Source organism: Microbacterium sp. NPDC058062 (assembly GCF_042885375.1).
Taxonomy (GTDB): Bacteria; Actinomycetota; Actinomycetes; order Actinomycetales; family Microbacteriaceae; genus Microbacterium; species Microbacterium trichothecenolyticum_C.
On sequence record NZ_JBHVSC010000005.1, the window covers coordinates 344,178 to 367,213 of the forward strand.

The window sequence follows — 23,036 nt, forward strand, 5'->3', positions numbered from 1 at the left end:
GACCGGGCAGAAGCCGCGGCACGGAGGAGCAGGCTGCGATGAAGTTCTATGCGCGGCGGATCGCGTTCTATGTGGTGACACTCTGGGCGACGATCTCCCTCAACTTCCTCCTGCCGAGGCTTCTGCCCGGCGACCCCGCCGACATCCTCCTCGCGAAGATGCAGCGTGCCGGCGGGGAGATCAACGAGACCACGGTCCGCAACATCAAGACCCTGCTCGGCGTCGACTCGTCGTCGATGTGGGACCAGTACGTCGCGTACTGGGGCCGGATGCTGCAGGGAGACCTGGGCATCTCCATCACGAAGTACCCGGCCCCGGTGACGGACCTCATCGCCGCGGCCCTGCCGTGGACGGTGATCCTGGTGGGTCTCGCCACCGTCATCTCGTTCGTCCTGGGCGTCGGCATCGGCGCCTGGGTGGGGTGGCGCCGCGGTACCTGGGTCGACCACCTGGTGCCGTTCACGACGGTGCTGCAGTCCATCCCCTACTTCTGGCTCGCCCTGGTGCTCATCGCGATCTTCTCCGTCGCGCTGGGCTGGTTCCCCATCTTCGGCGGCTACGACGTGTGGGCCTTCCCCGAAGGCCCGGAGTGGAGCTGGGCGTTCATCGGAAGCGCCGTGTACCACGGGTTCCTTCCCGCACTCACGATCGTGCTGAGCTCGGTCGGCGGGTGGCTGCTCGGCATGCGCAACATGATGGTGTCGACCGTCTCGGAGGACTACATCGTCACCGCCGAGGCCAAGGGCCTGAAACCGGTGCGCATCCTTCGCACCTACGCGACTCGCAATGCGGCGATCCCGTCGATCGCCGGGTTCGGCATCTCGCTCGGGTTCGTCGTGGCGGGCTCCATCGTCATGGAGCAGGTGTTCACCTATCCCGGCATCGGCAAGCTCATGATCCAGTCGGTGCAGAACAGCGACTACGCGCTGATGCAGGGCGTCTTCCTGGTGATCACGATCGCGGTGCTCGCGGCGAACTTCATCATGGACATCGTCTACGGATTCATCGACCCGAGGGCGCGCCACAATGTCTGAGAGGCTCGAAGTGACCGACACGTCGACCGACTACGAGAGCGTCCCCGAGACCCTCTCCGACCGCACGATCGACCCCGCCCTCATCGCACCGGGCGCGATGATGTCGCCGCCCGTCGACGCCGACGTCGAGGCGGCGCGCGACGAGGCGCGCGCCGCGCGCCGCGGCTTCCGCCAGCTGCTGCCGAGGATGTCGCTGAAACTCGCGCTCGGTCTCACCATCGTCATCGGCATCACCCTCTTCGGCATCCTCGGGCCGCTGTTCTGCCAGGACCCGACCGACTCCGACAACCCGGCGCTGTCGCCGCCGAGCGCGGAGCACTGGCTCGGCACGACCAAGCTCGGCTACGACGTGCTCGCCCAGCTCGCGTGGGGCACGCGCGGCTCCCTCATGGTGGGCATCGTCGCGGGCCTCATCGCCCTGATCCTGTCGATCGTGTTCGGCATCCTCGCCGGCTACAAGGGCGGCTGGTGGGACGAGATCCTGTCGCTCTTCACGAACATCATGCTGGTCATCCCGGGCCTGCCGCTGGTGATGGTGATCGCCACCTACATCCCCGGAAGAAGTTGGATGCTGGTGGCCCTCGTCCTCGGAATCACGGGGTGGGCGGGGTCCGCGGTCGTTCTGAGGGCGCAGGCGCGCTCGCTGCGGTCGCGCGACTACGTGGCCGCCAGCCGGGTCGCGGGGGAGAAGACGGCGCGCATCATCCGCGTCGAGATCCTCCCGAACCTGCTGCCGCTTCTGGCAGCCCAGTTCCTCTTCGCGATCATCTTCGCGATCCTCGGCGAGGCGGGCCTCTCCTACCTCGGGCTCGGGCCGACCGGCTCGATCACGTGGGGCACGATGCTCAACGACGCGCAGACCGGCCAGGCGCTCGGCACCGGCGCCTGGTGGTGGTTCGTGCCGCCGGGCCTCATGATCGCGCTCCTCGGCGCGGGCCTGTCACTCATCAACTTCTCGATCGACGAGATCATCAACCCGAAGCTGCGGCTCGCACCCGAGAACGCCCGGCGCGTGCGCCAGGCCAAGCGCGCCGGCCGGGGTGTCGAGTCGGTCCACGTCACGAACGGAGGCGAGGCATGAACGGCGACGCCGTCCTCACCGCGCGCAACGTCTCGATCGAGTACGAAGTCGATCCGCCGGTCAAAGCAGTGCGCGATGTGTCGCTCACGCTCCACCGCGGCGAGATCCTGGGACTCGCCGGCGAGTCCGGGTGCGGAAAGTCGACCCTCGCGTACGGCATCAACCGGCTGCTCAAGCCGCCGGCGCTGATGACGGCGGGCGACGTCGTGTTCCACGACCGGTCGGGCGAGGACATCGACGTCGTCGGCCTCGCCGACGAGGAGCTGCGCCGGTTCCGCTGGGACAAGGTGTCGATGGTGTTCCAGGGCGCGATGAACTCGCTCAACCCGGTCATCAACGTCAGGGCGCAGCTCTTCGACGTCTTCACGACCCACCGCCCCGAGATGTCCAAGCGCGACAAGCAGCGGCGCAGCGAGGAGCTCCTCGAACTGGTCGGCGTCGACCCCAAACGCCTCACCAGCTTCCCGCACGAGCTGTCCGGCGGCATGCGGCAGCGCGTCATGATCGCGATGGCGCTCGCGCTCGACCCGCAGGTCATGATCATGGACGAGCCGACCACTGCCCTCGATGTCGTGGTGCAGCGCGGCATCATCCGCGAGATCATGCGCCTGCGCGAGAAGCTCGGGTTCGCGGTCATCTTCATCACCCACGACCTGCCGATGCTGATCGAGATCTCCGACCGCATCGCGGTGATGCTGCAGGGCGAGATCGTCGAGCTCGGCACCGCGACCGACATCTACCGCACGCCGCAGCACGAGTACACGAAGAAGCTGCTGTCGAGCTTCCCGAGCCTGCGCGGCGACCGGGGCGACTTCGTGCGCACCGGCCATCAGCCCATCTCGGCGATGCTCGGCGCGGCCTCAGCAGAAGGAGGGGCCGCATGAGCGCCCAGAACCCGGTCGCGGGCTCACCGCGCACGCTCGAGGCACGGAACCTGGTCAAGGACTTCCGGCTGCGCAGCGGCCTGAAGTTCTCGACCCTCCACGCGGTGAAGGACGTGTCGTTCACGCTCGAGGCCGGCCGCACCATCGCGCTGGTGGGGGAGTCGGGCTCGGGCAAGTCGACGATCGCCAGGATGCTGGCCCGGCTCGAGACGCCGACGAGCGGGCAGATCCTGCTCGACGGTGCACCCGCCGGCCGCCGCAGCCGCGACGTCGCCGCGTATCGCGGCGACGTGCAGATGGTCTTCCAGGACCCGTTCGCGTCGCTGAACCCGTTCCATTCGATCGAGCACCATCTGGAGCGTCCGCTGCGCATCCACAACCCGGGGATCGGCCGCGACGAGGTGCGTCAGCGCGTGCTCGAGCTCCTCGAGAGGGTGCGGCTCACGCCGAGCGACAAGATGGCAGAGCGTCGTCCGCACGAGCTGTCGGGCGGTCAGCGCCAGCGCGTGGCGATCGCTCGGGCGCTCGCGCCCGGCGCGCAGTTCATCATCGCCGACGAGCCTGTCTCGATGCTCGACGTGTCCATCCGCCTCGGCGTGCTGAACCTGCTGGCGCAGCTGCAGCGCGAGGACCACCTCGGGGTGCTCTACATCACCCACGACCTCGCCACGGCCCGGCACTTCTCCGACGAGATCCTGGTGATGCACCGAGGCGACATCGTCGAGCGCGGCCGCGCCGACGACGTGATCCTCGATCCGCAGCACGAGTACACCCGCACTCTGCTGGGCGCCGCACCGGATCCCGAGAACCAGGGGATGCTGCGCGACGAGGTGCGGAGGGAGCTCGCCGCCGAGCGCCGCTGACCCGCCTCTGCACGCGGGTCCTCCCGACACGCCCGGGCGGCCGATCGGGGTCCTCTCCCAGCCTCGATGCGTAGCCTGACGAGACGGGTCCCGTCGGGAAGGGGTGAGGATGATCGTCGTCGACGTGATCGTCGTCCTCCTCCTCATCGCCGCCTGCGTCGCCGGCGTCCAGCGCGGCTTCTTCGCGAGCATCGGCACCTTGGCGGGTCTCGCCGCAGGCGCCTTCGCAGCGTTCTGGCTGACCCCGCTGGTGAGCGCCTGGGTGCCGTCGCCGGTGTGGCGCGGCCCCGCCGTGCTCCTCACCGCTCTCGGGCTGGTCTTCGCCGGTGCGGCGGTCGGCTCGGCGATCGGCTCGGCGCTGCGCTCCGGCGCCGACCGGCTGAAGCTGCGGGGGATCGAGCGCTTCCTCGGCGGCATCGCCTCGGTCGTCGCCGCGATCCTCGCGCTGGCGCTCGTCGCCCCCGCGATCGCGGTCGCCGGCATCCCGGTCATCTCGTCGGCTGTGGCGTCGTCCGCCATCCTGCGCGGTATCGAGGCCGCTACCCCCGACCCCGTCGCCGCCGCCCTCGCACAGCTGCGCGGCGCCGTGCTCGACGACGGACTGCCAGGGCTCGGGCTGCTGCTCGGACCGGGGACCGCGGAGCCTGCGCCCCCGGTCGCCCTGGACGATCCCGAGCTGCAGCGGGCCGCAGCATCCGTCGCCCGCGTGTCGGGCAATGCGTACGCCTGCGGGCGCGGATCGTCGGGCACCGGCTTCGTCGTCGCCGAGGACCGCGTCGTGACCAACGCCCACGTCGTCGCGGGCGTCGACACCCCCATCGTCGAGCTGCCCGGAGTGCCCGCACGGGAGGGGCGCATCGTCTACTTCGACCCGATCGACGACCTTGCGGTGATCGCCGTGGACGACCTGGACGCCACCGCCCTGCCGTTCTCTCCCACGCTCGCGGCGGGCGCCGCCGCGGTCGTGCAGGGCTACCCGTACGGCGGCCCGTTCACGATGGTGTCGGCGAGCGTGCAGTCGGTGGGTGTCGCGAACGTGCCGGACGTGTACGACAGCTCGTGGAACCCTCGCGAGATCTATTCGCTGCAGGCCGTCGTGCGACCCGGCAACTCGGGTGGCCCGCTGCTGACGGGCGACGGCGAAGTCGCCGGCGTCGTGTTCGCGCGGGCCGAGAACGACGACAACGTCGGGTACGCCATGACGATGGCCGAGCTCACCCCGGTCGCCGATCGCGCGCCCTCGCTCACGAACACCGTGTCGACGGGCTCCTGCGTCGGCTGACGGCACCGACCGGTATGCTTGCTCCGCAAGTCAATAACGGCCCATCACCCGGGCGGGAGAGCCTCGGCAGCACGATCGCCGAGCACCGAAGGAGCAAGCCTCCCCGCCAATCTCTCAGGTACGCGTACCGTTCGGGCAGGCCGACTCTGGAAAGTGATTCAAGCGCAGCGAGGATCCGCCGACGGTGAAAACCCGCTCCCTCGCAGGACGGGCGAAACTCTCAGGCCCATGACAGAGGGGGAGTTCACAGGCGTCGATCGGACGCCTGCCCGTCCGCGACCGGGAGAACTCATGCCAGAACTCCGTACGACTGCCCTGCACGAGCGCCACGAGGCGCTCGGCGCCTCCTTCACCGACTTCGGCGGCTGGCTCATGCCCGTGCGCTACAGCTCCGACCTCGCCGAGCACCACGCCGTGCGCGGCGGCGCGGGCCTCTTCGACATCTCGCACATGGCCGAGTTCCTCGTCAGCGGGTCGGGCTCGGGCGCGTTCCTCGACTACGCCCTCGCCGGCGCGATCTCGCCGATGCGCGTCGGCAAGGCGAAGTACTCGCTCGTGCTCGCCGAGTCCGGCGGCATCGTCGACGACGTCATCGTCTACCGCCTCGCCGACGACCGCTTCCTCGTGATCGCCAACGCCGCGAACCGGGATGCCGTCGCTTCGGCGTTCGCGGACGGCATCGACGGCTTCGAGGTCGAGCTCGAGGATCAGACCGACGACACGTCCCTCATCGCCGTGCAGGGTCCCGCGGCGCTCGAGATCGTCGAGGCGACGGCAGGCATCGCCGACGTCGCGCCCGCCTTCGCCGACCTCGGCTACTACGCATGGTCGTCCGGGACGTTCGACGGCGAGCCTCTCTTCATCGCGCGCACCGGGTACACCGGCGAGGACGGCTTCGAGCTCCTCGTGCCGAACCGTGCCGCGGCCGCGCTGTGGGACGCCCTGCTCGCCGCCGGCGAGCCGCGAGGGCTCGTTCCCGCCGGCCTCGCCGCGCGCGACACGCTGCGCCTGGAGGCCGGCATGCCGCTGTACGGTCACGAGCTGTCGCTCGACATCGTCCCCGCACAGGCGGGCCTCGGCCGCGTCGTGGCGGTCGACAAGGAAGACTTCGTCGGCAAGGCGGGCCTCGGCGCGGTGGTCGCGTCCGACGCTCCCGTCCTCGTCGGCCTCGCCGGCGAGGGGCGCCGCGCCGGCCGCGCCGGCTACGCCGTGTTCGACGGCGCCGACGCCGCCACCCCCGTGGGCGAGATCACGAGCGGCGCGCTCAGCCCGACCCTGGGGCATCCCATCGCCATGGCGTTCGTCTCACCCGCCGCGAGCGCTCCCGGCACCGAGCTCTTCATCGACGTGCGGGGTACCCGCATCCCCGCGACCGTGACCGACCTGCCCTTCTACCGGAGGAACAAATGACCGATCTCACCGCCCTCAAGTACACCGCCGAGCACGAGTGGGTCGCCCTCGAAGGCGACGTCGCGACCGTCGGCATCACCTCGTACGCCGCCGACAAGCTCGGTGATGTCGTGTTCGTCGAGCTGCCCGCCGTGGGCAGCTCGGTGACCGCCGCCACCGTGGTCGGCGAGATCGAGTCCACGAAGTCGGTCGGCGAGCTCTACGCTCCGCTGACGGGCGAGGTCGTCGCGGTCAACGACGCCGTCGTCGACGACCCGTCCCTCGTGAACGCCGACCCGTTCGGCGCCGGATGGCTGGTCAAGATCACGGTCGACCCCGCGTCCGTGGCGGACCTCCTCGACCGCGACGCGTACATCTCGCTCACGGGCGGCGCCGAATGACGGGTCTGTTCGCCGACCGTCACATCGGGACGGATGCCGCAGCCCAGCGCACGATGCTCGACGCCCTGGGCTACGACAGCGTCGACGCGCTCGTCGAGGCGGCGGTTCCGGCATCCATCCATGTGAAGCCCCGCGCCACGAGCGACATCCCGCCCGCAGCGACCGAGGCCGAGGCGCTCGCGGAGCTGCGCGTGCTGGCGTCGCAGAACCGCACCGCGCGGCCGATGATCGGGCTCGGCTACTACGACACGCTCACGCCGTCGGTGATCGCCCGCAACGTGCTCGAGAACCCCTCCTGGTACACCGCGTACACGCCGTACCAGCCCGAGATCTCGCAGGGGCGCCTGGAGGCGCTCATCAACTTCCAGACGATGGTCACCGACCTCACCGGCCTCGCGACGGCGAACGCGTCCATGCTCGACGAGTCGACCGCCGTCGTCGAGGGCATGCTCGTCGCCCGACGCGGCTCGAAGGTGTCGTCGAACGTGTTCGTCGTCGACGCCGACGCGCTGCCCCAGACGAAGGCCCTGCTCGCGCACCGCGCGGCCGCGGTCGGCATCGAGCTCGTCGAGCTCGACCTCGCCCGAGGCGCGACCCTGCCGGACGAGCTGTTCGGCGTGCTGGTGCAGTACCCCGGCGCGTCGGGCCACGTGTGGGACCCGTCCGGCGTCGTCGACGCGGCGCACGTCGCCGGTGCGCTCGTCGTCGTGGCCGCCGACCTCCTCGCCCTCACACTGCTGCGTTCGCCGGGCTCGTTCGGCGCCGACGTGGCGGTGGGGACGACGCAGCGCTTCGGCGTTCCGCTCGGCTTCGGCGGTCCGCACGCCGGCTACATGGCCGTGCGTCAGGGACTCGAGCGGCAGCTGCCGGGCCGCCTCGTCGGCGTCTCGCAGGACGCCGCGGGCCACCCCGCCTACCGCCTCGCCCTCCAGACGCGCGAGCAGCACATCCGCCGCGAGAAGGCCACGTCCAACATCTGCACGTCACAGGTGCTGCTCGCGGTCATGGCGTCGATGTACGCGGTGTACCACGGGCCCGACGGCCTCCGCGCGATCGCGACCGACGTCGCCAAGAAGGCCTCGGCGCTGGCTGACAGACTGCGCTCGTACGGCTTGTCACTGCGGTCGGACTCGTTCTTCGACACGCTGCGGGTGGCGACCCCCGGTGCCTCGCGCCGCGTGATCGAGCGCGCACGCGAGCGTGGTTTCCAGCTCTTCTGGGCCGACGACGCGACGGTCGGCGTCTCCGTCGACGAGACCACGACGGCCGACGACCTCGCGGCCGTGGCGTGGGCCTTCGGTCTTCCCGAGAACGAGTTCCTGGGCGCGGGTGAGCAGGGCGAGCGGGTGCTTTCCTTCACGGATGCTGCGCCCCTGGCGGGCGTGCCGTCCGGGCTGCATCGCGTCGAGGAGTTCCTCACGCACCCGGTGTTCAACTCGCACCGCTCCGAGACGGCGATGATGCGCTACCTCAAGCAGCTGTCCGACCGCGACTACGCGCTCGACCGCGGCATGATCCCGCTGGGCTCGTGCACGATGAAGCTCAACGCGGCGACCGAGATGGCCGCCGTGTCGTGGCCGGAGTTCTCGCGCGTGCATCCGTTCGCGCCCGAGGACGACGTGCACGGCTACCTCGCGATGATCGAGCAGCTCGAGGTGTGGCTCGCCGAGGTCACCGGGTACGACGCGGTGTCGCTGCAGCCGAACGCCGGCTCGCAGGGCGAGCTCGCGGGGCTCATGGCGATCCGCGGCTACCACCGCGCGAACGGCGACCTCGCCCGCACGGTGTGCCTCATCCCGTCGTCGGCGCACGGAACGAACGCCGCGTCCGCCGTGCTCGCGGGCATGCGCGTCGTCGTCGTCGCCTGCGACGAGGCCGGCAACGTCGACCTCGACGACCTCCGCGCGAAGATCGCGGCGCACGCCGACGAGCTCGCGGCGCTGATGATCACGTACCCGTCGACGCACGGCGTGTACGAGCACGACGTGCTCGACATCACGCAGGCCGTGCACGACGCCGGCGGCCAGGTGTACGTCGACGGCGCCAACCTCAACGCGCTCCTCGGCTACGCGCGCTTCGGCGACCTGGGCGGCGACGTCTCGCACCTCAACCTGCACAAGACGTTCGCCATCCCGCACGGCGGCGGCGGTCCGGGCGTGGGCCCGGTCGCGGCGAAGGCGCACCTCGCGCCCTACCTCCCGTCGCATCCGCTGTCGCAGCGCAAGGACCACGCCGGCGGCGTCTTCGACGGCGGACCCATCTCGGCCGCACCGCACGGCTCGGCCGGCATCCTCCCGATCTCGTGGGCGTACATCCGCATGATGGGCGCTTCCGGTCTGCGTGATGCGACGGCGGCGGCCGTGCTCGCGGCGAACTACATCGCGGTGCGCCTGCGCGACCACTACCCGGTGCTCTACACCGGCGAGGACGGGCTCGTGGCCCACGAGTGCATCCTCGACCTTCGTCCGCTCAAGGAAGCGACCGGGGTCTCGGTCGACGACGTCGCCAAGCGTCTCATCGACTACGGCTTCCACGCCCCGACGATGTCGTTCCCCGTGGCGGGCACCCTCATGGTCGAGCCCACGGAGTCCGAGGACCTCGGCGAGATCGAGCGCTTCATCGAGGCGATGATCGCCATCAAGGCCGAGGCCGACCGCGTCGGCGCGGGGGAGTGGCCGCAGGGCGACAACCCCCTCGCGAACGCCCCGCACACGGCCGAGTCGGTCGTCTCCGATTCGTGGGACCACCCGTACTCGCGCGAGACCGCCGTCTACCCGGTCCACACGCTCGTCCGCACGAAGTACTGGCCGCCGGTCCGCCGCATCGACCAGGCCTACGGCGACCGCAACCTGGTGTGCGCCTGCCCGCCCATCGAGGCCTTCGCCTGACGATCCCCGAGCGACGGGATGCCGGTGCCCCCGGCATCCCGTCGCTCCGTCGTTCCCCCGCCCGGCCTGGCGCTGGCACCCGTCCCAGTCCGGCGCCTGCCCCAGATCCGCGAGAGTGCACCTGGTCGCCGAGAGGTAGGGAAGCAACCGGCATCTCGGCGACCAGCTGTACTTTCGCGATCTCAGCGGACCCGTTGCCCGGTGGATGCGCCGATCAAGTGGGGCGCGTGCGGCGCCAGCAGGCGCCGGAGCGAGTGGAGATGCGCGGTCTGTTCGGGCGCGATCGCCCGCAAGCCAGCGCCTGCCAGGATGTCGCGCAGGGGCGTCACCGTGGTCGCATCCGTCCATCCCCAGTGAGCGACCGCGCGGAGGTGCGTTCGCAGCCTCCTGTCGCGGAGGGTCTGGCGGCGCAACATCTCACGCGCGTCGCCGTAGCGTCCGTCGTACTTGAGGTCGCCATCGGCTTCGCCTCCAAGCCTGACGTGCTTCCAGACGAAGTCGGCACGATCCTCCTTCCCCGACGACCGGAACGCGACCTGAAGTTCGGGTGCGGGAAAGCCGAGCCACTCGATCACTGCTCGGCTGATGGCTTCGATGGCGGTCTCGGACAAGGCGGTCGCACGTGCGAGCGGCCACCGCGCGATATCGCGACCGCGACCGCTGATGCGCGCTTCGCTGATGCGGATCAGTCCGTCGGCGGAGGAGTCGGGTGCGAGTCTGAGCGCAGAGTCCGCGGCAGCAAGTCCGATCGCCGGGTGCCGGAGACGAGCGAGATCCACTGCGGTGTCTTCCGGACCGGTCATCGCGAGTCCGCCCATCTCGACGATCGTCCGGTCTTCGCTCGACCGGTGCGTGCGCACGCCGGCAACGAGTCTCGATGAACGTGTCGCCGGCACGAGCACATGCACGTCGACCGGGTCACCGAAGATCGGCATCCCCAGCAGCGCGGCGGCGGACTCCAGACAGAAGATCGCGTCGGGGTGGACGAGCGCCGCTGCGTAGACGCGTGCGAGGTATCGGTCCCACGGCGGCAGCGACGTCCACAGCGCGGCGGAGGCATAGATACCGTGGCGGACCTTGACCAGTTCTCCCTTGGCGGCCCCGCGTTCTGGGTGGGACACGTCGACGTGCCGCAGCAACGCCAACGGACTCGGCTTGAGGGCTCGCGCGACACTGACCAGCGGCATCCGTCCACCATCTCCGTGTCAACCGGGTGTGGATGCATGGCGCGACGCTTCTGTGGACCCGCCGCGTCCCGCTGCCGCTGTGGAGGAGGCCGCCAGGTGCCCCCTCAGCCGGACCTCCCGTCCCCTCGCGCCCCCAATCGGCGAGAGTGCACCTGGTCGCCGAGAGGTAGGGAACCAACCAGCATCTCGGCGACCAGGTGCACTCTCGGCGATCAGGGACGCCGGCGGGGTGCGAGGTCAGGCACCGCGCGCGATCCGCGTGTGGGGCGGGGATGGATGCTGCGGCGCAGGGGCATCCGCGACCGGGTCAGGCCGCGGGGGTCGGCGTCGGCGTCGGCGTGGGCGTGGGGGTCGGGGTCGGGATCGGGGCGAACACGCCCGGCCAGAGGGCCGCGGCCAGGGGATACCCCACGAACGCGACGATGTCGAGGAGCGTGTGCGCGATGACGAGCGGCATGACGCGACCCCACCGGCGGTAGCACCAGCCGAAGACCACGCCCATCACGAAGTTGCCGACGATCGCACCGATGCCCTGGTACGCGTGGTACGCGCCGCGCAGGCCGGCGGAGGTCAGGATGATGGCCCAGTCGTTCCAGCCGAACCGCCGCAGCCGGTCGAACAGGTAGCCGATGAAGATCACCTCTTCGGTCAGCCCCGCCCGCAGCGCCGACAGCACCAGCAGCGGCACGGTCCACCACGCCGCATCGAGGGGGGAGGCGACGACCGCGACGGTGACCCCGAGCGCGCGTCCTGCGGCATACAGCGCGAGACCCGGAACGCCGATGACGGCGGCGAGAAGGATGCCTCGGCCGAGGTCTCCGCCGAAGCGCGAGAAGTCCAGGCCGATGCGGCGCAGCGCGTTGCTGCCGGGCTCCCAGAGCAGGTACACGACGAGTGCCACGAGGGCGAGCGCGAAGAAGACGGCGAGCACTTGGTACACGACATCCCAGACCGCCTGCGCGTCCCGCGAGGGGTTCACCTGCGTCTGCTGCTGGCCGAGCGGAACGGGGGCGAGCAGCTTGCGCACGAGCGACAGCACGGAGTACACCGCGGACTGTCCGACCGTGATCGCGAGGACGATCCACACCTCCCAGGTGAGGCGTCGGCGGTCGTACGACGTGAGGGGCGAAAGCGTAGTCGAATCCCTCTGACCTGTGGGCCGGTTCGGCGGCGTCATCTTGTCAGATTGTCACACTCCGCGTCGATTGAGTTAAGGCTCTGTAACGTTTTCGCCGATCGTTTTGACCATCTCACAACCGGTGCTTATCGTTTTCCCATCCGCGCGCAGGTCCGGCTTCCGGCTGGATTCGCGCGCATTACCCTGCACAGAGGAGACACAAGTGTCTGACAAGACGACGTGGCGCATGCGCGCACTCGGAGTCGCGGCGGGCGTCGGCGTGACCGCATTGGTCCTCGCCGGATGCTCGACGACCCCGCCGGCGACGGAGGAGACCGGGAACACCGCCGACGCCGCGGTGACCATCGCCGAGGTGAACGAGTTCACGGGCACGAACTCGAACAGCGACAACGGCAACCTCGACATCAACGGCAAGGTCAACTACCTGACCCGCGCCGGCTTCTACTACGTCAGCGACACCTACGAGGTCGTCCCCGACGAGTCGTTCGGCAAGATGGAGATCGTCAGCGAAGACCCGCTCCAGGTCAAGTACACGCTCAACGACGGCCTCGAGTGGTCGGACGGCGAGCCCATCACGACCGACGACCTGATCTTCGGCTGGGCCGCGACGTCGGGCGTCTTCGACGACGCCACGCTGGACCCCGAGACCGGTGAGCCCACGAGCGGCACCAAGTACTTCGCGTACGCGGGCAGCACCGAGGGCGTCAAGACCTCGACGATCAAGGATGTCGCCGACGACAAGCTGTCGCTCACGCTCGAGTACGACACCCCGTTCGTCGACTGGAACATCATCGGTCTCATCGACCAGCCGGTCCACGTCGTCGCCGAGAAGGCCGGCGTCGACCAGGCCGAGCTCATCGACACGATCCTGACCAGCCCCCGCGGCGACGCCGCCGCTCCGGCTCCGGTCAACGAGACGCTGAAGGCTGCGGCCGACTTCTGGAACTCGGGCTTCGACATGACGTCGCTGCCGGACGACCCGTCGCTGTACCTCTCGAGCGGCCCGTGGATCATCGACTCGTGGGAGCCCACGCAGTCGATGACGCTGAAGCTCAACGACAAGTACACCGGTGACCTCAAGCCGCAGTTCTCCGAGATGGTCATCCGCTTCATCGGTGACGCTCAGGCTCAGGTGACCGCCCTCCAGAACGGCGAGGTCGACGTGATCGCCCCGCAGGCGAGCGGCGACACCCTCACCGCTCTGCAGGCGATCGACGGCGTGGAGGTCCTCCAGGGCGACGCGCTCAACTACGACCACCTCGACCTGACCTTCGCCGGCCCGTTCGCCGAGAAGAACGTCCGCGAGGCGTTCCTCAAGACGATCCCGCGTCAGCAGCTCGTCGACACGCTCATCAAGCCCGTGAACCCCGAGGCTGAGGTTCTCAACTCGAACCTCTTCATCCCGGCCCAGAAGCCGTACAAGGACGCTGTCGCGGCCAACGGTTCGGACGCGTACGCCGATGTCGACATCGAGGGCGCCAAGGAGCTCCTCGCCGGTGCGACCCCGACGATCCGCCTCATGTACAACATCAACAACCCGAACCGCGTCGCGGCGTTCGAGGCCATCCAGGCCTCGGCTTCGCAGGCCGGCTTCGTGATCGAGGATGTGGGCCGTGAGGACTGGAGCGCCCAGCTCGGTTCGGACATCTACGACGCCGTCATCTTCGGCTGGATCTCGCCCGGTGTCGGCAACGGCACCATCCCGCAGATCTTCGCGAGCTTCGGTGGCAGCAACTTCAACAAGTACGCCAACGACACCGTCGACGAGATCGCTCGCACGATCCCGCAGACGCTCGACACCGACAAGATCGACGAGATGACGATCGAGGCGGACACCGAGCTGTTCTCCGACGCATACGGTCTGCCGCTCTTCCAGGGCCCCGGCCTCGAGGCGCACACCGACCGCGTTTCGGGCATCACCTTCATGGGCAACCAGACCGGTGTGTTCTGGAACTTCTGGGAGTGGACGGTCGCCGGTTAATTCGGTGACGATCTGAAACACCACGCCATGGGGCGTCGGGTGCTGAACAGCCCGGCGCCCCGTGCGTGTGTCTTCCCGTCCACAGCCGGCGAACCCGACGCCCGGCCTCTGCTGCCGTCGTCGCCCGCCTGCTACCTTTTCTGCATGAAGGGCCAGCCCAGTGCTTAGCTTCGTTCTGCGGCGCATCGGGGTTTCGATCCTGATCCTCATCGCCGCATCCTTCCTGATGTACACCCTCGTGGCTCTCGCCAAAGACCCGCTCGAGGACCTGTACGCCTCCAACAGCCCGAACCGTGACGCGCTGATCGCACAGCGCATCGCGTGGCTGAACCTCGACCAGCCCATCCCTGTCCGCTGGTTCAACTGGCTGCTCGGCGCCGCCCGCTGCGTCATCCCGTTCGGCGGCTGCGACCTCGGCGTCACCATCCAGAACCAGCCGGTGACGATCGTCCTCGCACGTGCGATGGGCGCGACGCTCCAGCTCGTCACCGCGTCGACGATCCTCGCCATCGTCCTCGGCGTCCTCGTCGGCATCGTGTCGGCACTTCGCCAGTACAGCGCCATCGACTACTCGTTCACGTTCGCCAGCTTCCTGTTCTACTCGCTGCCGTCGTTCGTGATGGGTGTTCTCCTCAAGGTCTTCTTCGCCCTCGGCTTCAACGACTGGCTCGACAGTCCGGTGTTCACATGGCCGTGGATCATCGCACTCAGTCTCATCTCCGGCGTCTTCTGGCAGGCGATCATCGGCGGACCCAGGCAGCGCCGCCTGATCGTCTTCGCCGCGTCCGTGGTGACCACCGGAGCGATGCTGTACGGCATGAGCGTGACGGCGTGGTTCCTCAACCCGTCGCTGGGCCCGATCCTCACGCCGCTGCTGATCGCTGCGTTCGCCGCGGGCATGGTCCTCATCATCGCCGGACCGCGTGCGCGCTACGCGTGGCGCACCGCCGGTGTCACCGCGATCGTCCTCATCGCCGCGTACTTCGTGCTGCAGCCGTTCCTCAAGTCGTTCAACGGCTGGGGGGTCCTCGCCCTGTTCGTGGCGGCGGCTCTCGTCGGCGCGGCCGCCGGCTGGTTCCTCGGTGAGTACGACAAGGGGCAGGCGATCCGCATCGGCGTCCTGACGGGCCTGCTCGGCATGGGCGTGATCATCCTGGACCAGTTCATGCAGAACTGGAACTCGTACGTCAACAACCCGAAGGTGAACGGACGACCGATCGCGACGATCGGCTCTCAGACGCCCAATCTGCAGGGCGACTGGTGGATCCAGAGCATCGACACATTCACCCACCTCCTGCTGCCGACGATCAGCCTCATGCTCATCTCGTTCGCCGCGTACACGCGATACGCCCGCGGCGGCATGCTCGAGACGCTGAACCAGGACTACATCCGCACCGCCCGAGCGAAGGGTCTTCCCGAGCGGACGGTCGTGGTGCGTCACGCGTTCCGCAACTCGCTCATCCCGATCACGACGATCGTCGCGGCCGATGTCGGCGCGCTGATCGGTGGCGCGATCATCACCGAGCGCATCTTCGCGTTCAGTGGCATGGGTGCGCTCTTCAACCAGGGGCTGTCGCACGCCGACCCGAACCCCGTCATGGCGTACTTCGTCGTCATCGCCGTGTTCGCCATCACGTTCAACTTCCTCGCCGACCTCGCGTACTCGGCGATCGACCCGAGAGTGAGGGTCAAGTAATGTCGATCCCCATCGATCCGGCCCTCGAGCCGCCCACCGCACCCTCCGACGGAGGCGTGCACGTCCAGACCGCTGACGAGCGCGGCATCAGCCAGGGACGCCTGACGTTCCGACGCTTCATCGCGCACAAGCCCGCAGTCGTCAGCGCGGTCCTCTTCGTCCTCATCGTCGGCTTCGCCATCTCGGCGACCGGCATCGGGCCCATCCCGGGCTGGTGGAAGTGGAACTACGAAGAACTGATCCCGATCAGCAACGGCGGCAAGCCCACGCTGACGCTCTGGCCGTTCTCGCTCGGCGATCACCCGTTCGGCCAGAACACGGTCGGCAAGGACTACTTCGCGATGGTCATGCGCGGCCTCGTCAACTCGTCCTACATGATGTTCATCATCGGCCTCATCGGCGCCTTCCTCGGCGTCGTCGTCGGCGCTCTCGCGGGCTACTACCGCGGGTGGGTCGACGCGGTGCTGATGCGCCTGACCGACATCGTCATCGTGATCCCCGTGATCGTGATCGGCGCGGTCGTCGGATCGGCCGTGGGCAACCTCGGTCCGCTGCTGCTGGCCCTGTTCCTCGGATTCTTCGTCTGGACGGGAATCGCCCGACTCGTGCGGGCGGAGTTCCTCACCCTGCGTGAGCGCGAGTTCGTCGAGGCGGCACGCGTCGCCGGCGCGTCGGATGCGCGCATCATCTTCAAGCACATCCTGCCGAACGCGATCGGCGTGGTCATCGTCGCGACGACGCTGCTGATCGCCGCCGCGATCATCCTCGAGACGTCGCTGTCGTTCCTCGGGTACGGTGTCCGCGCGCCCGATGTGTCGCTGGGTCTGCTGATCTCAGCGAACGAGTCGGCGTTCCAGACGCGCCCCTGGCTGTTCTGGTGGCCGGCGGCGTTCATCGTGATCCTGTCTCTCCTCGTGAACTTCGTCGGCGACGGTCTGCGCGACGCGTTCGACCCGCGTCAGAAGCGCATCGTCTTCCGCAAGGTCAAGGATCTCCCGGAGGATGCGGTCATCGTTGCCGGCACGACCGCCGACGTGCCCGAGGGCGCGCTGGTCACGGCCGGCGGTGCGGCGATCGTCGAAGGCGTCTCGAGCGATCGTCCGGACGACGTCCTCGACGAAGAGATCGCGCCCGACCCGGATCGTCGCGGATGATGCGCGCCAGGCTCTCAGCCGGTGGCGACGATCAGCGCAATCGACGTCGCGGCGAGCACGATCGACGCGATGAGGAACGTCACGTGCCAGTGGCGCTTGACCGGTGTCTCATCGGCCACGCCGAGTTCGACCTGACCGGCATCGAGGCGGCTGCGCCACGACTCTCGCACGACGAGAGCCGCGTTGCCCGAGTCGGTGCCCATGCGGTCGCTCGGGCGGGCGTCGCCACCGGCGGCGCTCGCCTCGCGGCGGGCCTTCGCGTTGCCCATCATCGTGGTGAAGAAGCCGGGCGCCGGCGCCGACCAGGCAGTGAAGCTGCCGGACGGCGTGTGCAGCGTCAGGGCCCGCGCCGTCTCGACGTGCACGAGGGCCTCCCACGGCACGTCGACGTCGTGGCTCACGTTCTCGATGCGCACACCGCGATCCGACACCTCGACGCAGGGGCGCCACAGCGCCATCCAGCCGAGCAGGGCCGCCAGCGGAGTGGCGGCGTAGACCCACGTCAGCCGCGGGTCCGCGCTCCATACGGCGGTGATCACTGCGAGCGCCGCAAGACTCCAGACGATGACGGCAGCAATGCGGTTGAAACGGGAGTCGATGCGGATCGCACGGTCGGTCACCCCCTCATTCTCTCAATCGATCCCACAAGGACCATGAAATGAACGCGTCTCCCACCCCCATGACCGGCAGTCCGCTGCTGGAAGTGAGCGGCCTGTCCGTGGACTTCGCCGTCGACAACTACTGGGTGCCGGCAGCGAAGAAGCTGGACTACTCCGTCGAGTCGGGCAAGGCCCTCGCGATCGTCGGCGAGTCCGGCTCCGGCAAGAGCGCGAGCTCGATGGCGATGCTCGGGCTCCTGCCGTCCAACGCCCGGGTGACCGGCAGTGTCAAGCTCGGAGGCCGCGAGATCCTCGGCCTCCGCAAGGACGACCTGCGTCGTGTGCGCGGCCGCGAGATCGCGGTGATCTTCCAGGAGCCGATGACCGCGCTGAACCCGGTGTTCACGGTCGGGTTCCAGATCATCGAGACGCTGCGCATCCACCAGGGCATGACGCCGAGCGCCGCGCGCACGCGTGCTCTCGAGCTGCTCGACATGGTCGAGCTGCCCGATCCGCTGAAGGCGTTCAACTCCTACCCGCACCAGCTGTCGGGCGGCCAGCGTCAGCGCGCGATGATCGCGCAGTCGATCTCGTGCGACCCGCAGCTGCTGATCGCCGACGAGCCGACCACGGCCCTCGACGTGACGGTGCAGGCCGAGATCCTCGACCTCATGCGGGACCTCCGGCACCGCCTCGACTCGGCGATCCTCATCATCACCCACGACATGGGCGTGGTGGCCGACATCGCCGACGACATCGTCGTGATGCGCAAGGGCGAGATCGTCGAGCGCGGCTCGGTCGATGCGGTGTTCAACCGCCCCACGCACCCGTACACGCAGCAGCTCCTCGCCGCGGTGCCCCGCATCGGCGACGCGCAGGGGGAGTCGATCGACACGACGGCGGCCCTCGCCGGGGACACCTCGGTGATCCGCCTGGCCGATGTCGCCGCGCGCGAGGACGAGCAGCGCCGCCAGGGCCTCGGCGCCCCGGTGCTCGATTTCGCCGACGTCGCGATCGACTACCCGAAGCGCGGGCGTGTGCCGGCGTTCCGTGCCGTCGAGCATGCGAACTTCACCATCTACCCGGGTGAGGTCACGGGCCTCGTGGGCGAGTCCGGCTCGGGCAAGACCACGGTGGGACGCGCCGCGATCGGCCTGCTCCCGATCGCGGACGGCAAGGCCGAGGTGGTCGGCTACGACATCTCCAAGGCCGACCGGCGCCTGCTGCACAAGGTGCACAAGGACGTCGGCATCGTCTTCCAGGACCCGTCGTCGTCGCTCAACCCGCGTCTCCCGATCGGCCAGTCGATCGGCGAGCCGATGCTCCTGGCGAACGTCGCGAAGGGCCGAGAGCTCGACCTGAAGATCCAGGAGCTGCTCGACGCCGTCGAGCTGCCCCGCGCGTACCGCAACCGCTACCCGCACGAGTTGTCGGGCGGTCAGAAGCAGCGCGTCGGCATCGCCCGCGCCCTGTCGCTGCAGCCCAAGCTGCTCATCGCCGACGAGCCGACCTCGGCGCTCGACGTCTCGGTGCAGGCCACCGTGCTGCAGCTGCTTCGTCAGCTGCAGGCCGACATGGGGTTCGCGTGCCTCTTCATCAGCCACGACCTGGCGGTCGTCGACTCGCTCGCGGACCGCATCATCGTGATGCACCACGGAAAGATCGTCGAGCAGGGCGCGACCGGGCAGATCCTCCGCGCGCCCAAGGAGGACTACACGCGTCGTCTCATCGCCGCCATCCCGGTGCCCGACCCCGAGGAGCAGCGCGTGCGCCGCGAGGCGCGCGCGGCCCTGCTCGAAGCAGGCCTGGAGGGCTGATCCGCCGCCGAAAGGCGATACACAGCAGCGCCCAATAGAATGGGGATGCCGGCATTCCGGCATCCCCATTCTCTTTCAAGGATTCCCTCATGGCGCGCGCCCTCCGTCCGGACCTCCGCAACGTGGCTATCGTCGCTCACGTCGACCACGGCAAGACCACCCTCGTCGACGCGATGCTCCGCCAGACCGGCTCGTTCGGCGAGCACGCACACGTCGAAGAGCGCGCGATGGACTCGAACGACCTCGAGCGCGAAAAAGGCATCACGATCCTCGCGAAGAACACCGCGATCACGTACAACGGTGCCCACACCGACGTCCCGGTCACGATCAATGTGATCGACACCCCCGGCCACGCCGACTTCGGCGGTGAGGTCGAGCGCGGCCTGTCGATGGTGGACGGCGTCGTGCTCCTCGTCGACGCGAGTGAAGGCCCCCTCCCGCAGACCCGCTTCGTGCTGCGCAAGGCGCTCGAGGCGAAGCTGCCGGTCATCCTCCTCGTCAACAAGACCGACCGCCCCGACGCGCGCATCGCCGAGGTCGAGGAAGAGGCGCACGACCTGCTGCTCGGCCTCGCTTCCGACCTCCACGAGGACGTGCCCGACCTCGACATCGACGCCCTGCTCGACGTCCCGGTCGTGTACGCGAGCGGGCGTGCGGGCGCGGCATCCCGCAACCGTCCTGCCAATGGCGAGCTTCCCGACAACGCCGACCTCGAGCCGCTGTTCGGCGCGATCCTCGAGCACGTCCCGGCTCCCGCGTACGACGACGAGGCGCCGCTGCAGGCCTGGGTCACGAACCTCGACTCGAGCCCGTTCCTCGGCCGCCTCGCGCTGCTGCGCGTCTTCAACGGCACCCTGAAGAAGGGCCAGACCGTCGCGTGGGTGCGTCACGACGGCACGCACTCGAACGCCCGCATCACCGAGCTCCTCAAGACCCGCGCCCTCGAGCGCTACCCCGCGGAGGAGGCCGGCCCCGGTGACATCGTCGCCATCGCCGGCATCGAGGAGATCACGATCGGCGAGACGATCGCCGACCCCGAGGACGTCCGTCCGCTGCCGGCGATCCACGTCGACGACCCCGCCATCTCGATGACGATCGGCACCAACACGTCGCCGCTGGTCGGCAAGGTCAAGGGCCACAAGGTCACCGCCCGCATGGTGAAGGACCGCCTCGACCGCGAGCTCATCGGCAACGTCTCGCTGAAGGTCGTCGACATCGGACGCCCCGACGCGTGGGAGGTGCAGGGCCGCGGCGAACTCGCGCTCGCGATCCTCGTCGAGAACATGCGCCGCGAGGGCTTCGAGCTCACCGTCGGCAAGCCGCAGGTCGTCACGCGCAAGGGAGAGGACGGCAAGGTCAAGGAGCCCTTCGAGCACCTCACGGTCGACGCCCCCGAGGAGTACCTCGGCGCGATCACGCAGCTCATGGCGTCCCGCAAGGGCCGCATGGAGACGATGGTCAACCACGGCACCGGCTGGGTGCGCATGGAGTTCATCGTCCCCTCGCGCGGTCTCATCGGGTTCCGCACCGAGTTCCTCTCGATGACGCGCGGCACCGGCATCGCCAACGCGATCTCGCACGGCTACGACGACTGGGCGGGCCACATCGTCGCCCGCCAGAACGGCTCGATCGTCGCCGACCGCTCGGGTGTCGTCACCCCCTTCGCGATGATCGCGCTGCAGGAGCGCATGAGCTTCTTCGTCCAGCCCACCGAAGAGGTCTACGAGGGCATGGTCGTCGGCGAGAACTCGCGCGCCGACGACATGGACGTCAACATCACCAAGGAGAAGAAGCTCACGAACATGCGGTCCTCGACCGCGGACGCGTTCGAGTCGATGACTCCGCCGCGCCTGCTCTCGCTGGAGGAGAGCCTCGAATTCGCCCGCGACGACGAATGCGTCGAGGTGACGCCCGAGAAGGTGCGCATCCGCAAGGTGGTCCTCGACGCCACCGAGCGCGGCCGCGCCGCCTCGCGCCTCAAGCGCCAGGACGCCAACGCGTAAGCACGGACACGGATGCCGCGACCCGAACCCTGCGAAGGGCACGGGCCGCGGCATCCGTCGTATCCGAAGGTGCCACGGGCCGCGGTGCGGCCGGGCGTGGGATGTCGAGGCCGTCGGTAGCATGACGAGGTGACCCTCGACCCGCACTTCGACGACGCCCACAGCGCCGGCGAGGGCCGCAGGGCCGTCCGCGAGGGCCTCGGTGTCGCGCTGGCGACGAGTGCGTACGGCATCTCGTTCGGCGCTCTCGCGGTCGCGGCCGGGCTCGACGTCTGGCAGACGTGCGTCCTGAGTCTCGTGATGTTCACCGGCGGATCCCAGTTCGCCTTCGTCGGCATCGTGGGCGCCGGGGGACTGGCCGCGGTGCCGGCGGCGATCGCCTCCGCGGCGCTGCTCGGAGTGCGGAACGTGGCCTACGGCATCCGGATGTCCCCGGTGGTCGGCGCGGGCTTCTGGCGCCGCGCCGCGGCGGCGCAGTTCACCATCGACGAGTCGACCGCGGTCGCGCTCGCGCAGCGCTCACCGCACGCCCGGACGCTGGGGTTCTGGGTCACGGGCATCGGGATCTACGTCGGGTGGAATCTGTCGACGCTCGCCGGCGCGCTCCTCGGCGACGTGCTCGGCGACGTGCGGGCGTACGGACTCGACGCCGCTGCGGCAGCGGCGTTCCTCGCCCTCCTGTGGCCGCGTCTGCGCGCCCGCCAGCCCATCGTCGTCGGCGTGGCGGCGGCCGTCGTGGCGACGGTCCTCACGCCCGTGCTCATGCCCGGTCTCCCTGTCATCATCGCGGCCCTCGTCGCGATCGTGGTCGGCTGGACGAACTGGCTCGGCAAGGACGACCGGGTGAAGCCCGAACCTGACGACGTCGCCGAGAGGGAGGGGCTGCCGTGACCATGTGGACGGCCATCCTCGTGGCCTCGATCATCTGCGTCGCGCTCAAGACCGTGGGGTATCTCATCCCCGCGAAGTGGGTCGAGGCCCCGACGCCGATGCGCATCGCCGATCTGCTCACCGTGGCGCTGCTCGCCGCTCTCGTCGCTGTCCAGACGCTCGGCGCGGGGCAGGCGGTCGTGGTCGATGCGCGGGTCCCGGCTGTGCTCGTCGCCGCGGGTCTGCTGATGCTCCGGGCGCCCTTCCTCGTCGTGGTGGTCGCGGCAGCGCTCGTCGCGGCACTCCTGCGTCTGTGGGGCTGGGCGGCGTAGCCGACAGGTCAGCCCCGATCGCCTCGAGCGGGGCGAACAGCACAGGCGCGGTCGGTACGATCGAGGCATGCGCCCTTCCGTCCCCGCCCGCATCGGCAGCTGGATCGTCGCCCTGCTGGTGGGACTGGTCTACGGCGTCGCCGGCACGGTGGCCCACGCCTACGCGATCGGCTGGTTCCCGCTCGGGCTGATCCTCGCCGTGATCGGCTCGGCCGCGCTGCTGCTGGCCGTCCGGCTGCTCACCTCCGATCGCTGGGCGACGCTGGCCACCGGTCTCGGCATGATGGTCTCGACCCTCGTCTTCTCGGGCAGCGGCCCCGGCGGCTCGGTCGTCGTGCCGCAGTCCGGGCTCGGCGTGGTGTGGACGATCGCGGTTCCGATCCTCGTGGCACTCGTCGTGGCCTGGCCGGATCGCATCCCCAGGATGGAGTGAGCGC

Annotated in this window: 19 protein-coding genes and 2 riboswitches; of the genes, 16 read left to right on the plus strand and 3 right to left on the minus strand. The window is 69.3% G+C overall.

Annotation, left to right across the window (positions count from 1 at the left end):
• Window positions 1-38 precede the first annotated feature (38 nt).
• The 8 genes from ACFVSU_RS18065 to gcvP all read left to right on the plus strand — a co-directional run bounded on the left by ACFVSU_RS18065 (window position 39) and on the right by gcvP (window position 9,822).
• On the plus strand, window positions 39-1,034 hold the full coding sequence (locus tag ACFVSU_RS18065) for an ABC transporter permease (protein ID WP_387146086.1): 996 nt from the start codon (window positions 39-41) through the stop codon (window positions 1,032-1,034).
• Window positions 1,035-1,131: 97 nt separating this feature from the next.
• A complete protein-coding gene (locus ACFVSU_RS18070) occupies window positions 1,132-2,115 on the plus strand; it encodes an ABC transporter permease (protein WP_387146187.1) in 984 nt (327 codons plus the stop codon).
• On the plus strand, window positions 2,112-2,999 hold the full coding sequence (locus ACFVSU_RS18075; protein ID WP_387146089.1) for an ABC transporter ATP-binding protein: 888 nt from the start codon (window positions 2,112-2,114) through the stop codon (window positions 2,997-2,999). The genes ACFVSU_RS18070 and ACFVSU_RS18075 overlap by 4 nt, the downstream gene beginning before the upstream one ends.
• On the plus strand, window positions 2,996-3,862 hold the full coding sequence (locus ACFVSU_RS18080) for an ABC transporter ATP-binding protein (protein WP_387146092.1): 867 nt from the start codon (window positions 2,996-2,998) through the stop codon (window positions 3,860-3,862). The genes ACFVSU_RS18075 and ACFVSU_RS18080 overlap by 4 nt, the downstream gene beginning before the upstream one ends.
• A gap of 109 nt (window positions 3,863-3,971) precedes the next feature.
• The gene (locus tag ACFVSU_RS18085; protein ID WP_387146095.1) at window positions 3,972-5,144 is read left to right on the plus strand and encodes a MarP family serine protease; all 1,173 of its coding nucleotides are present in this window, start codon (window positions 3,972-3,974) and stop codon (window positions 5,142-5,144) included.
• Window positions 5,145-5,187: 43 nt separating this feature from the next.
• Window positions 5,188-5,284: riboswitch (glycine riboswitch) on the plus strand.
• Window positions 5,285-5,389, plus strand: a riboswitch (glycine riboswitch). It begins immediately after the preceding riboswitch.
• Window positions 5,390-5,435: 46 nt separating this feature from the next.
• Window positions 5,436-6,554: a glycine cleavage system aminomethyltransferase GcvT gene (gene gcvT / locus ACFVSU_RS18090; RefSeq protein WP_387146098.1), complete on the plus strand. Its 1,119-nt coding sequence runs from the start codon at window positions 5,436-5,438 to the stop codon at window positions 6,552-6,554.
• Window positions 6,551-6,934 (plus strand): glycine cleavage system protein GcvH, encoded by a 384-nt coding sequence (gene gcvH / locus ACFVSU_RS18095; RefSeq protein ID WP_387146101.1) that lies wholly within the window; start codon window positions 6,551-6,553, stop codon window positions 6,932-6,934. The genes gcvT and gcvH overlap by 4 nt, the downstream gene beginning before the upstream one ends.
• Entirely contained in the window at window positions 6,931-9,822 is a 2,892-nt protein-coding gene (gene gcvP / locus ACFVSU_RS18100; RefSeq protein WP_387146104.1) for an aminomethyl-transferring glycine dehydrogenase, read from the plus strand. The genes gcvH and gcvP overlap by 4 nt, the downstream gene beginning before the upstream one ends.
• A 182-nt stretch (window positions 9,823-10,004) precedes the next feature.
• Here the strand turns inward: gcvP and ACFVSU_RS18105 are convergent, their stop codons facing one another.
• Complete coding sequence (locus tag ACFVSU_RS18105) at window positions 10,005-11,009, minus strand: hypothetical protein (protein ID WP_387146107.1); 1,005 nt, start codon at window positions 11,007-11,009, stop codon at window positions 10,005-10,007.
• Window positions 11,010-11,316: 307 nt separating this feature from the next.
• Window positions 11,317-12,186 carry a CPBP family intramembrane glutamic endopeptidase gene (locus ACFVSU_RS18110; RefSeq protein ID WP_387146110.1) on the minus strand — a complete coding sequence of 290 codons (870 nt, stop codon included), beginning with the start codon at window positions 12,184-12,186 and terminating at the stop codon, window positions 11,317-11,319.
• Window positions 12,187-12,349: 163 nt separating this feature from the next.
• On the opposite strand from ACFVSU_RS18110, the gene ACFVSU_RS18115 reads away from it, so the two are divergent.
• The 3 genes from ACFVSU_RS18115 (at window position 12,350) to ACFVSU_RS18125 (ending at window position 16,978) form a co-directional block, all read left to right on the plus strand.
• Window positions 12,350-14,128: an ABC transporter family substrate-binding protein gene (locus ACFVSU_RS18115; RefSeq protein ID WP_387146113.1), complete on the plus strand. Its 1,779-nt coding sequence runs from the start codon at window positions 12,350-12,352 to the stop codon at window positions 14,126-14,128.
• Window positions 14,129-14,288: 160 nt separating this feature from the next.
• Window positions 14,289-15,824, plus strand: a complete 1,536-nt coding sequence (locus tag ACFVSU_RS18120; RefSeq protein ID WP_387146116.1) for an ABC transporter permease — start codon at window positions 14,289-14,291, stop codon at window positions 15,822-15,824.
• On the plus strand, window positions 15,824-16,978 hold the full coding sequence (locus ACFVSU_RS18125) for an ABC transporter permease (protein ID WP_387146118.1): 1,155 nt from the start codon (window positions 15,824-15,826) through the stop codon (window positions 16,976-16,978). Before ACFVSU_RS18120 ends, ACFVSU_RS18125 begins: the two co-directional genes overlap by 1 nt.
• A 14-nt stretch (window positions 16,979-16,992) precedes the next feature.
• Here ACFVSU_RS18125 and ACFVSU_RS18130 read toward each other — a convergent pair whose 3' ends face one another.
• Entirely contained in the window at window positions 16,993-17,598 is a 606-nt protein-coding gene (locus ACFVSU_RS18130) for a PH domain-containing protein (protein ID WP_387146120.1), read from the minus strand.
• 38 nt (window positions 17,599-17,636) lie between these two features.
• On the opposite strand from ACFVSU_RS18130, the gene ACFVSU_RS18135 reads away from it, so the two are divergent.
• The 5 genes from ACFVSU_RS18135 (at window position 17,637) to ACFVSU_RS18155 (ending at window position 23,032) form a co-directional block, all read left to right on the plus strand.
• A complete protein-coding gene (locus ACFVSU_RS18135) occupies window positions 17,637-19,394 on the plus strand; it encodes an ABC transporter ATP-binding protein (protein WP_387146123.1) in 1,758 nt (585 codons plus the stop codon).
• Window positions 19,395-19,483: 89 nt separating this feature from the next.
• The gene (gene typA, locus ACFVSU_RS18140) at window positions 19,484-21,397 is read left to right on the plus strand and encodes a translational GTPase TypA (RefSeq protein ID WP_387146126.1); all 1,914 of its coding nucleotides are present in this window, start codon (window positions 19,484-19,486) and stop codon (window positions 21,395-21,397) included.
• A 129-nt stretch (window positions 21,398-21,526) separates the two neighbouring features.
• A complete protein-coding gene (locus tag ACFVSU_RS18145) occupies window positions 21,527-22,288 on the plus strand; it encodes an AzlC family ABC transporter permease (RefSeq protein WP_310291858.1) in 762 nt (253 codons plus the stop codon).
• Window positions 22,285-22,599, plus strand: a complete 315-nt coding sequence (locus tag ACFVSU_RS18150) for an AzlD domain-containing protein (protein ID WP_056367912.1) — start codon at window positions 22,285-22,287, stop codon at window positions 22,597-22,599. Before ACFVSU_RS18145 ends, ACFVSU_RS18150 begins: the two co-directional genes overlap by 4 nt.
• A 67-nt stretch (window positions 22,600-22,666) precedes the next feature.
• The gene (locus ACFVSU_RS18155) at window positions 22,667-23,032 is read left to right on the plus strand and encodes a DUF6113 family protein (protein ID WP_387146130.1); all 366 of its coding nucleotides are present in this window, start codon (window positions 22,667-22,669) and stop codon (window positions 23,030-23,032) included.
• The last annotated feature ends 4 nt before the right edge of the window (window positions 23,033-23,036 follow it).

Coding starts and splice junctions, on each gene's coding strand:
- ACFVSU_RS18065 (WP_387146086.1), top strand. CDS start 39: ATGAAGTTCTATGCGCGGCGGATCGCGTTCTATGTGGTGACACTCTGG.
- ACFVSU_RS18070 (WP_387146187.1), top strand. CDS start 1,132: ATGATGTCGCCGCCCGTCGACGCCGACGTCGAGGCGGCGCGCGACGAG.
- ACFVSU_RS18075 (WP_387146089.1), top strand. CDS start 2,112: ATGAACGGCGACGCCGTCCTCACCGCGCGCAACGTCTCGATCGAGTAC.
- ACFVSU_RS18080 (WP_387146092.1), top strand. CDS start 2,996: ATGAGCGCCCAGAACCCGGTCGCGGGCTCACCGCGCACGCTCGAGGCA.
- ACFVSU_RS18085 (WP_387146095.1), top strand. CDS start 3,972: ATGATCGTCGTCGACGTGATCGTCGTCCTCCTCCTCATCGCCGCCTGC.
- gcvT (WP_387146098.1), top strand. CDS start 5,436: ATGCCAGAACTCCGTACGACTGCCCTGCACGAGCGCCACGAGGCGCTC.
- gcvH (WP_387146101.1), top strand. CDS start 6,551: ATGACCGATCTCACCGCCCTCAAGTACACCGCCGAGCACGAGTGGGTC.
- gcvP (WP_387146104.1), top strand. CDS start 6,931: ATGACGGGTCTGTTCGCCGACCGTCACATCGGGACGGATGCCGCAGCC.
- ACFVSU_RS18105 (WP_387146107.1), bottom strand. CDS start 11,009: ATGCCGCTGGTCAGTGTCGCGCGAGCCCTCAAGCCGAGTCCGTTGGCG.
- ACFVSU_RS18110 (WP_387146110.1), bottom strand. CDS start 12,186: ATGACGCCGCCGAACCGGCCCACAGGTCAGAGGGATTCGACTACGCTT.
- ACFVSU_RS18125 (WP_387146118.1), top strand. CDS start 15,824: ATGTCGATCCCCATCGATCCGGCCCTCGAGCCGCCCACCGCACCCTCC.
- ACFVSU_RS18135 (WP_387146123.1), top strand. CDS start 17,637: ATGAACGCGTCTCCCACCCCCATGACCGGCAGTCCGCTGCTGGAAGTG.
- typA (WP_387146126.1), top strand. CDS start 19,484: ATGGCGCGCGCCCTCCGTCCGGACCTCCGCAACGTGGCTATCGTCGCT.
- ACFVSU_RS18155 (WP_387146130.1), top strand. CDS start 22,667: ATGCGCCCTTCCGTCCCCGCCCGCATCGGCAGCTGGATCGTCGCCCTG.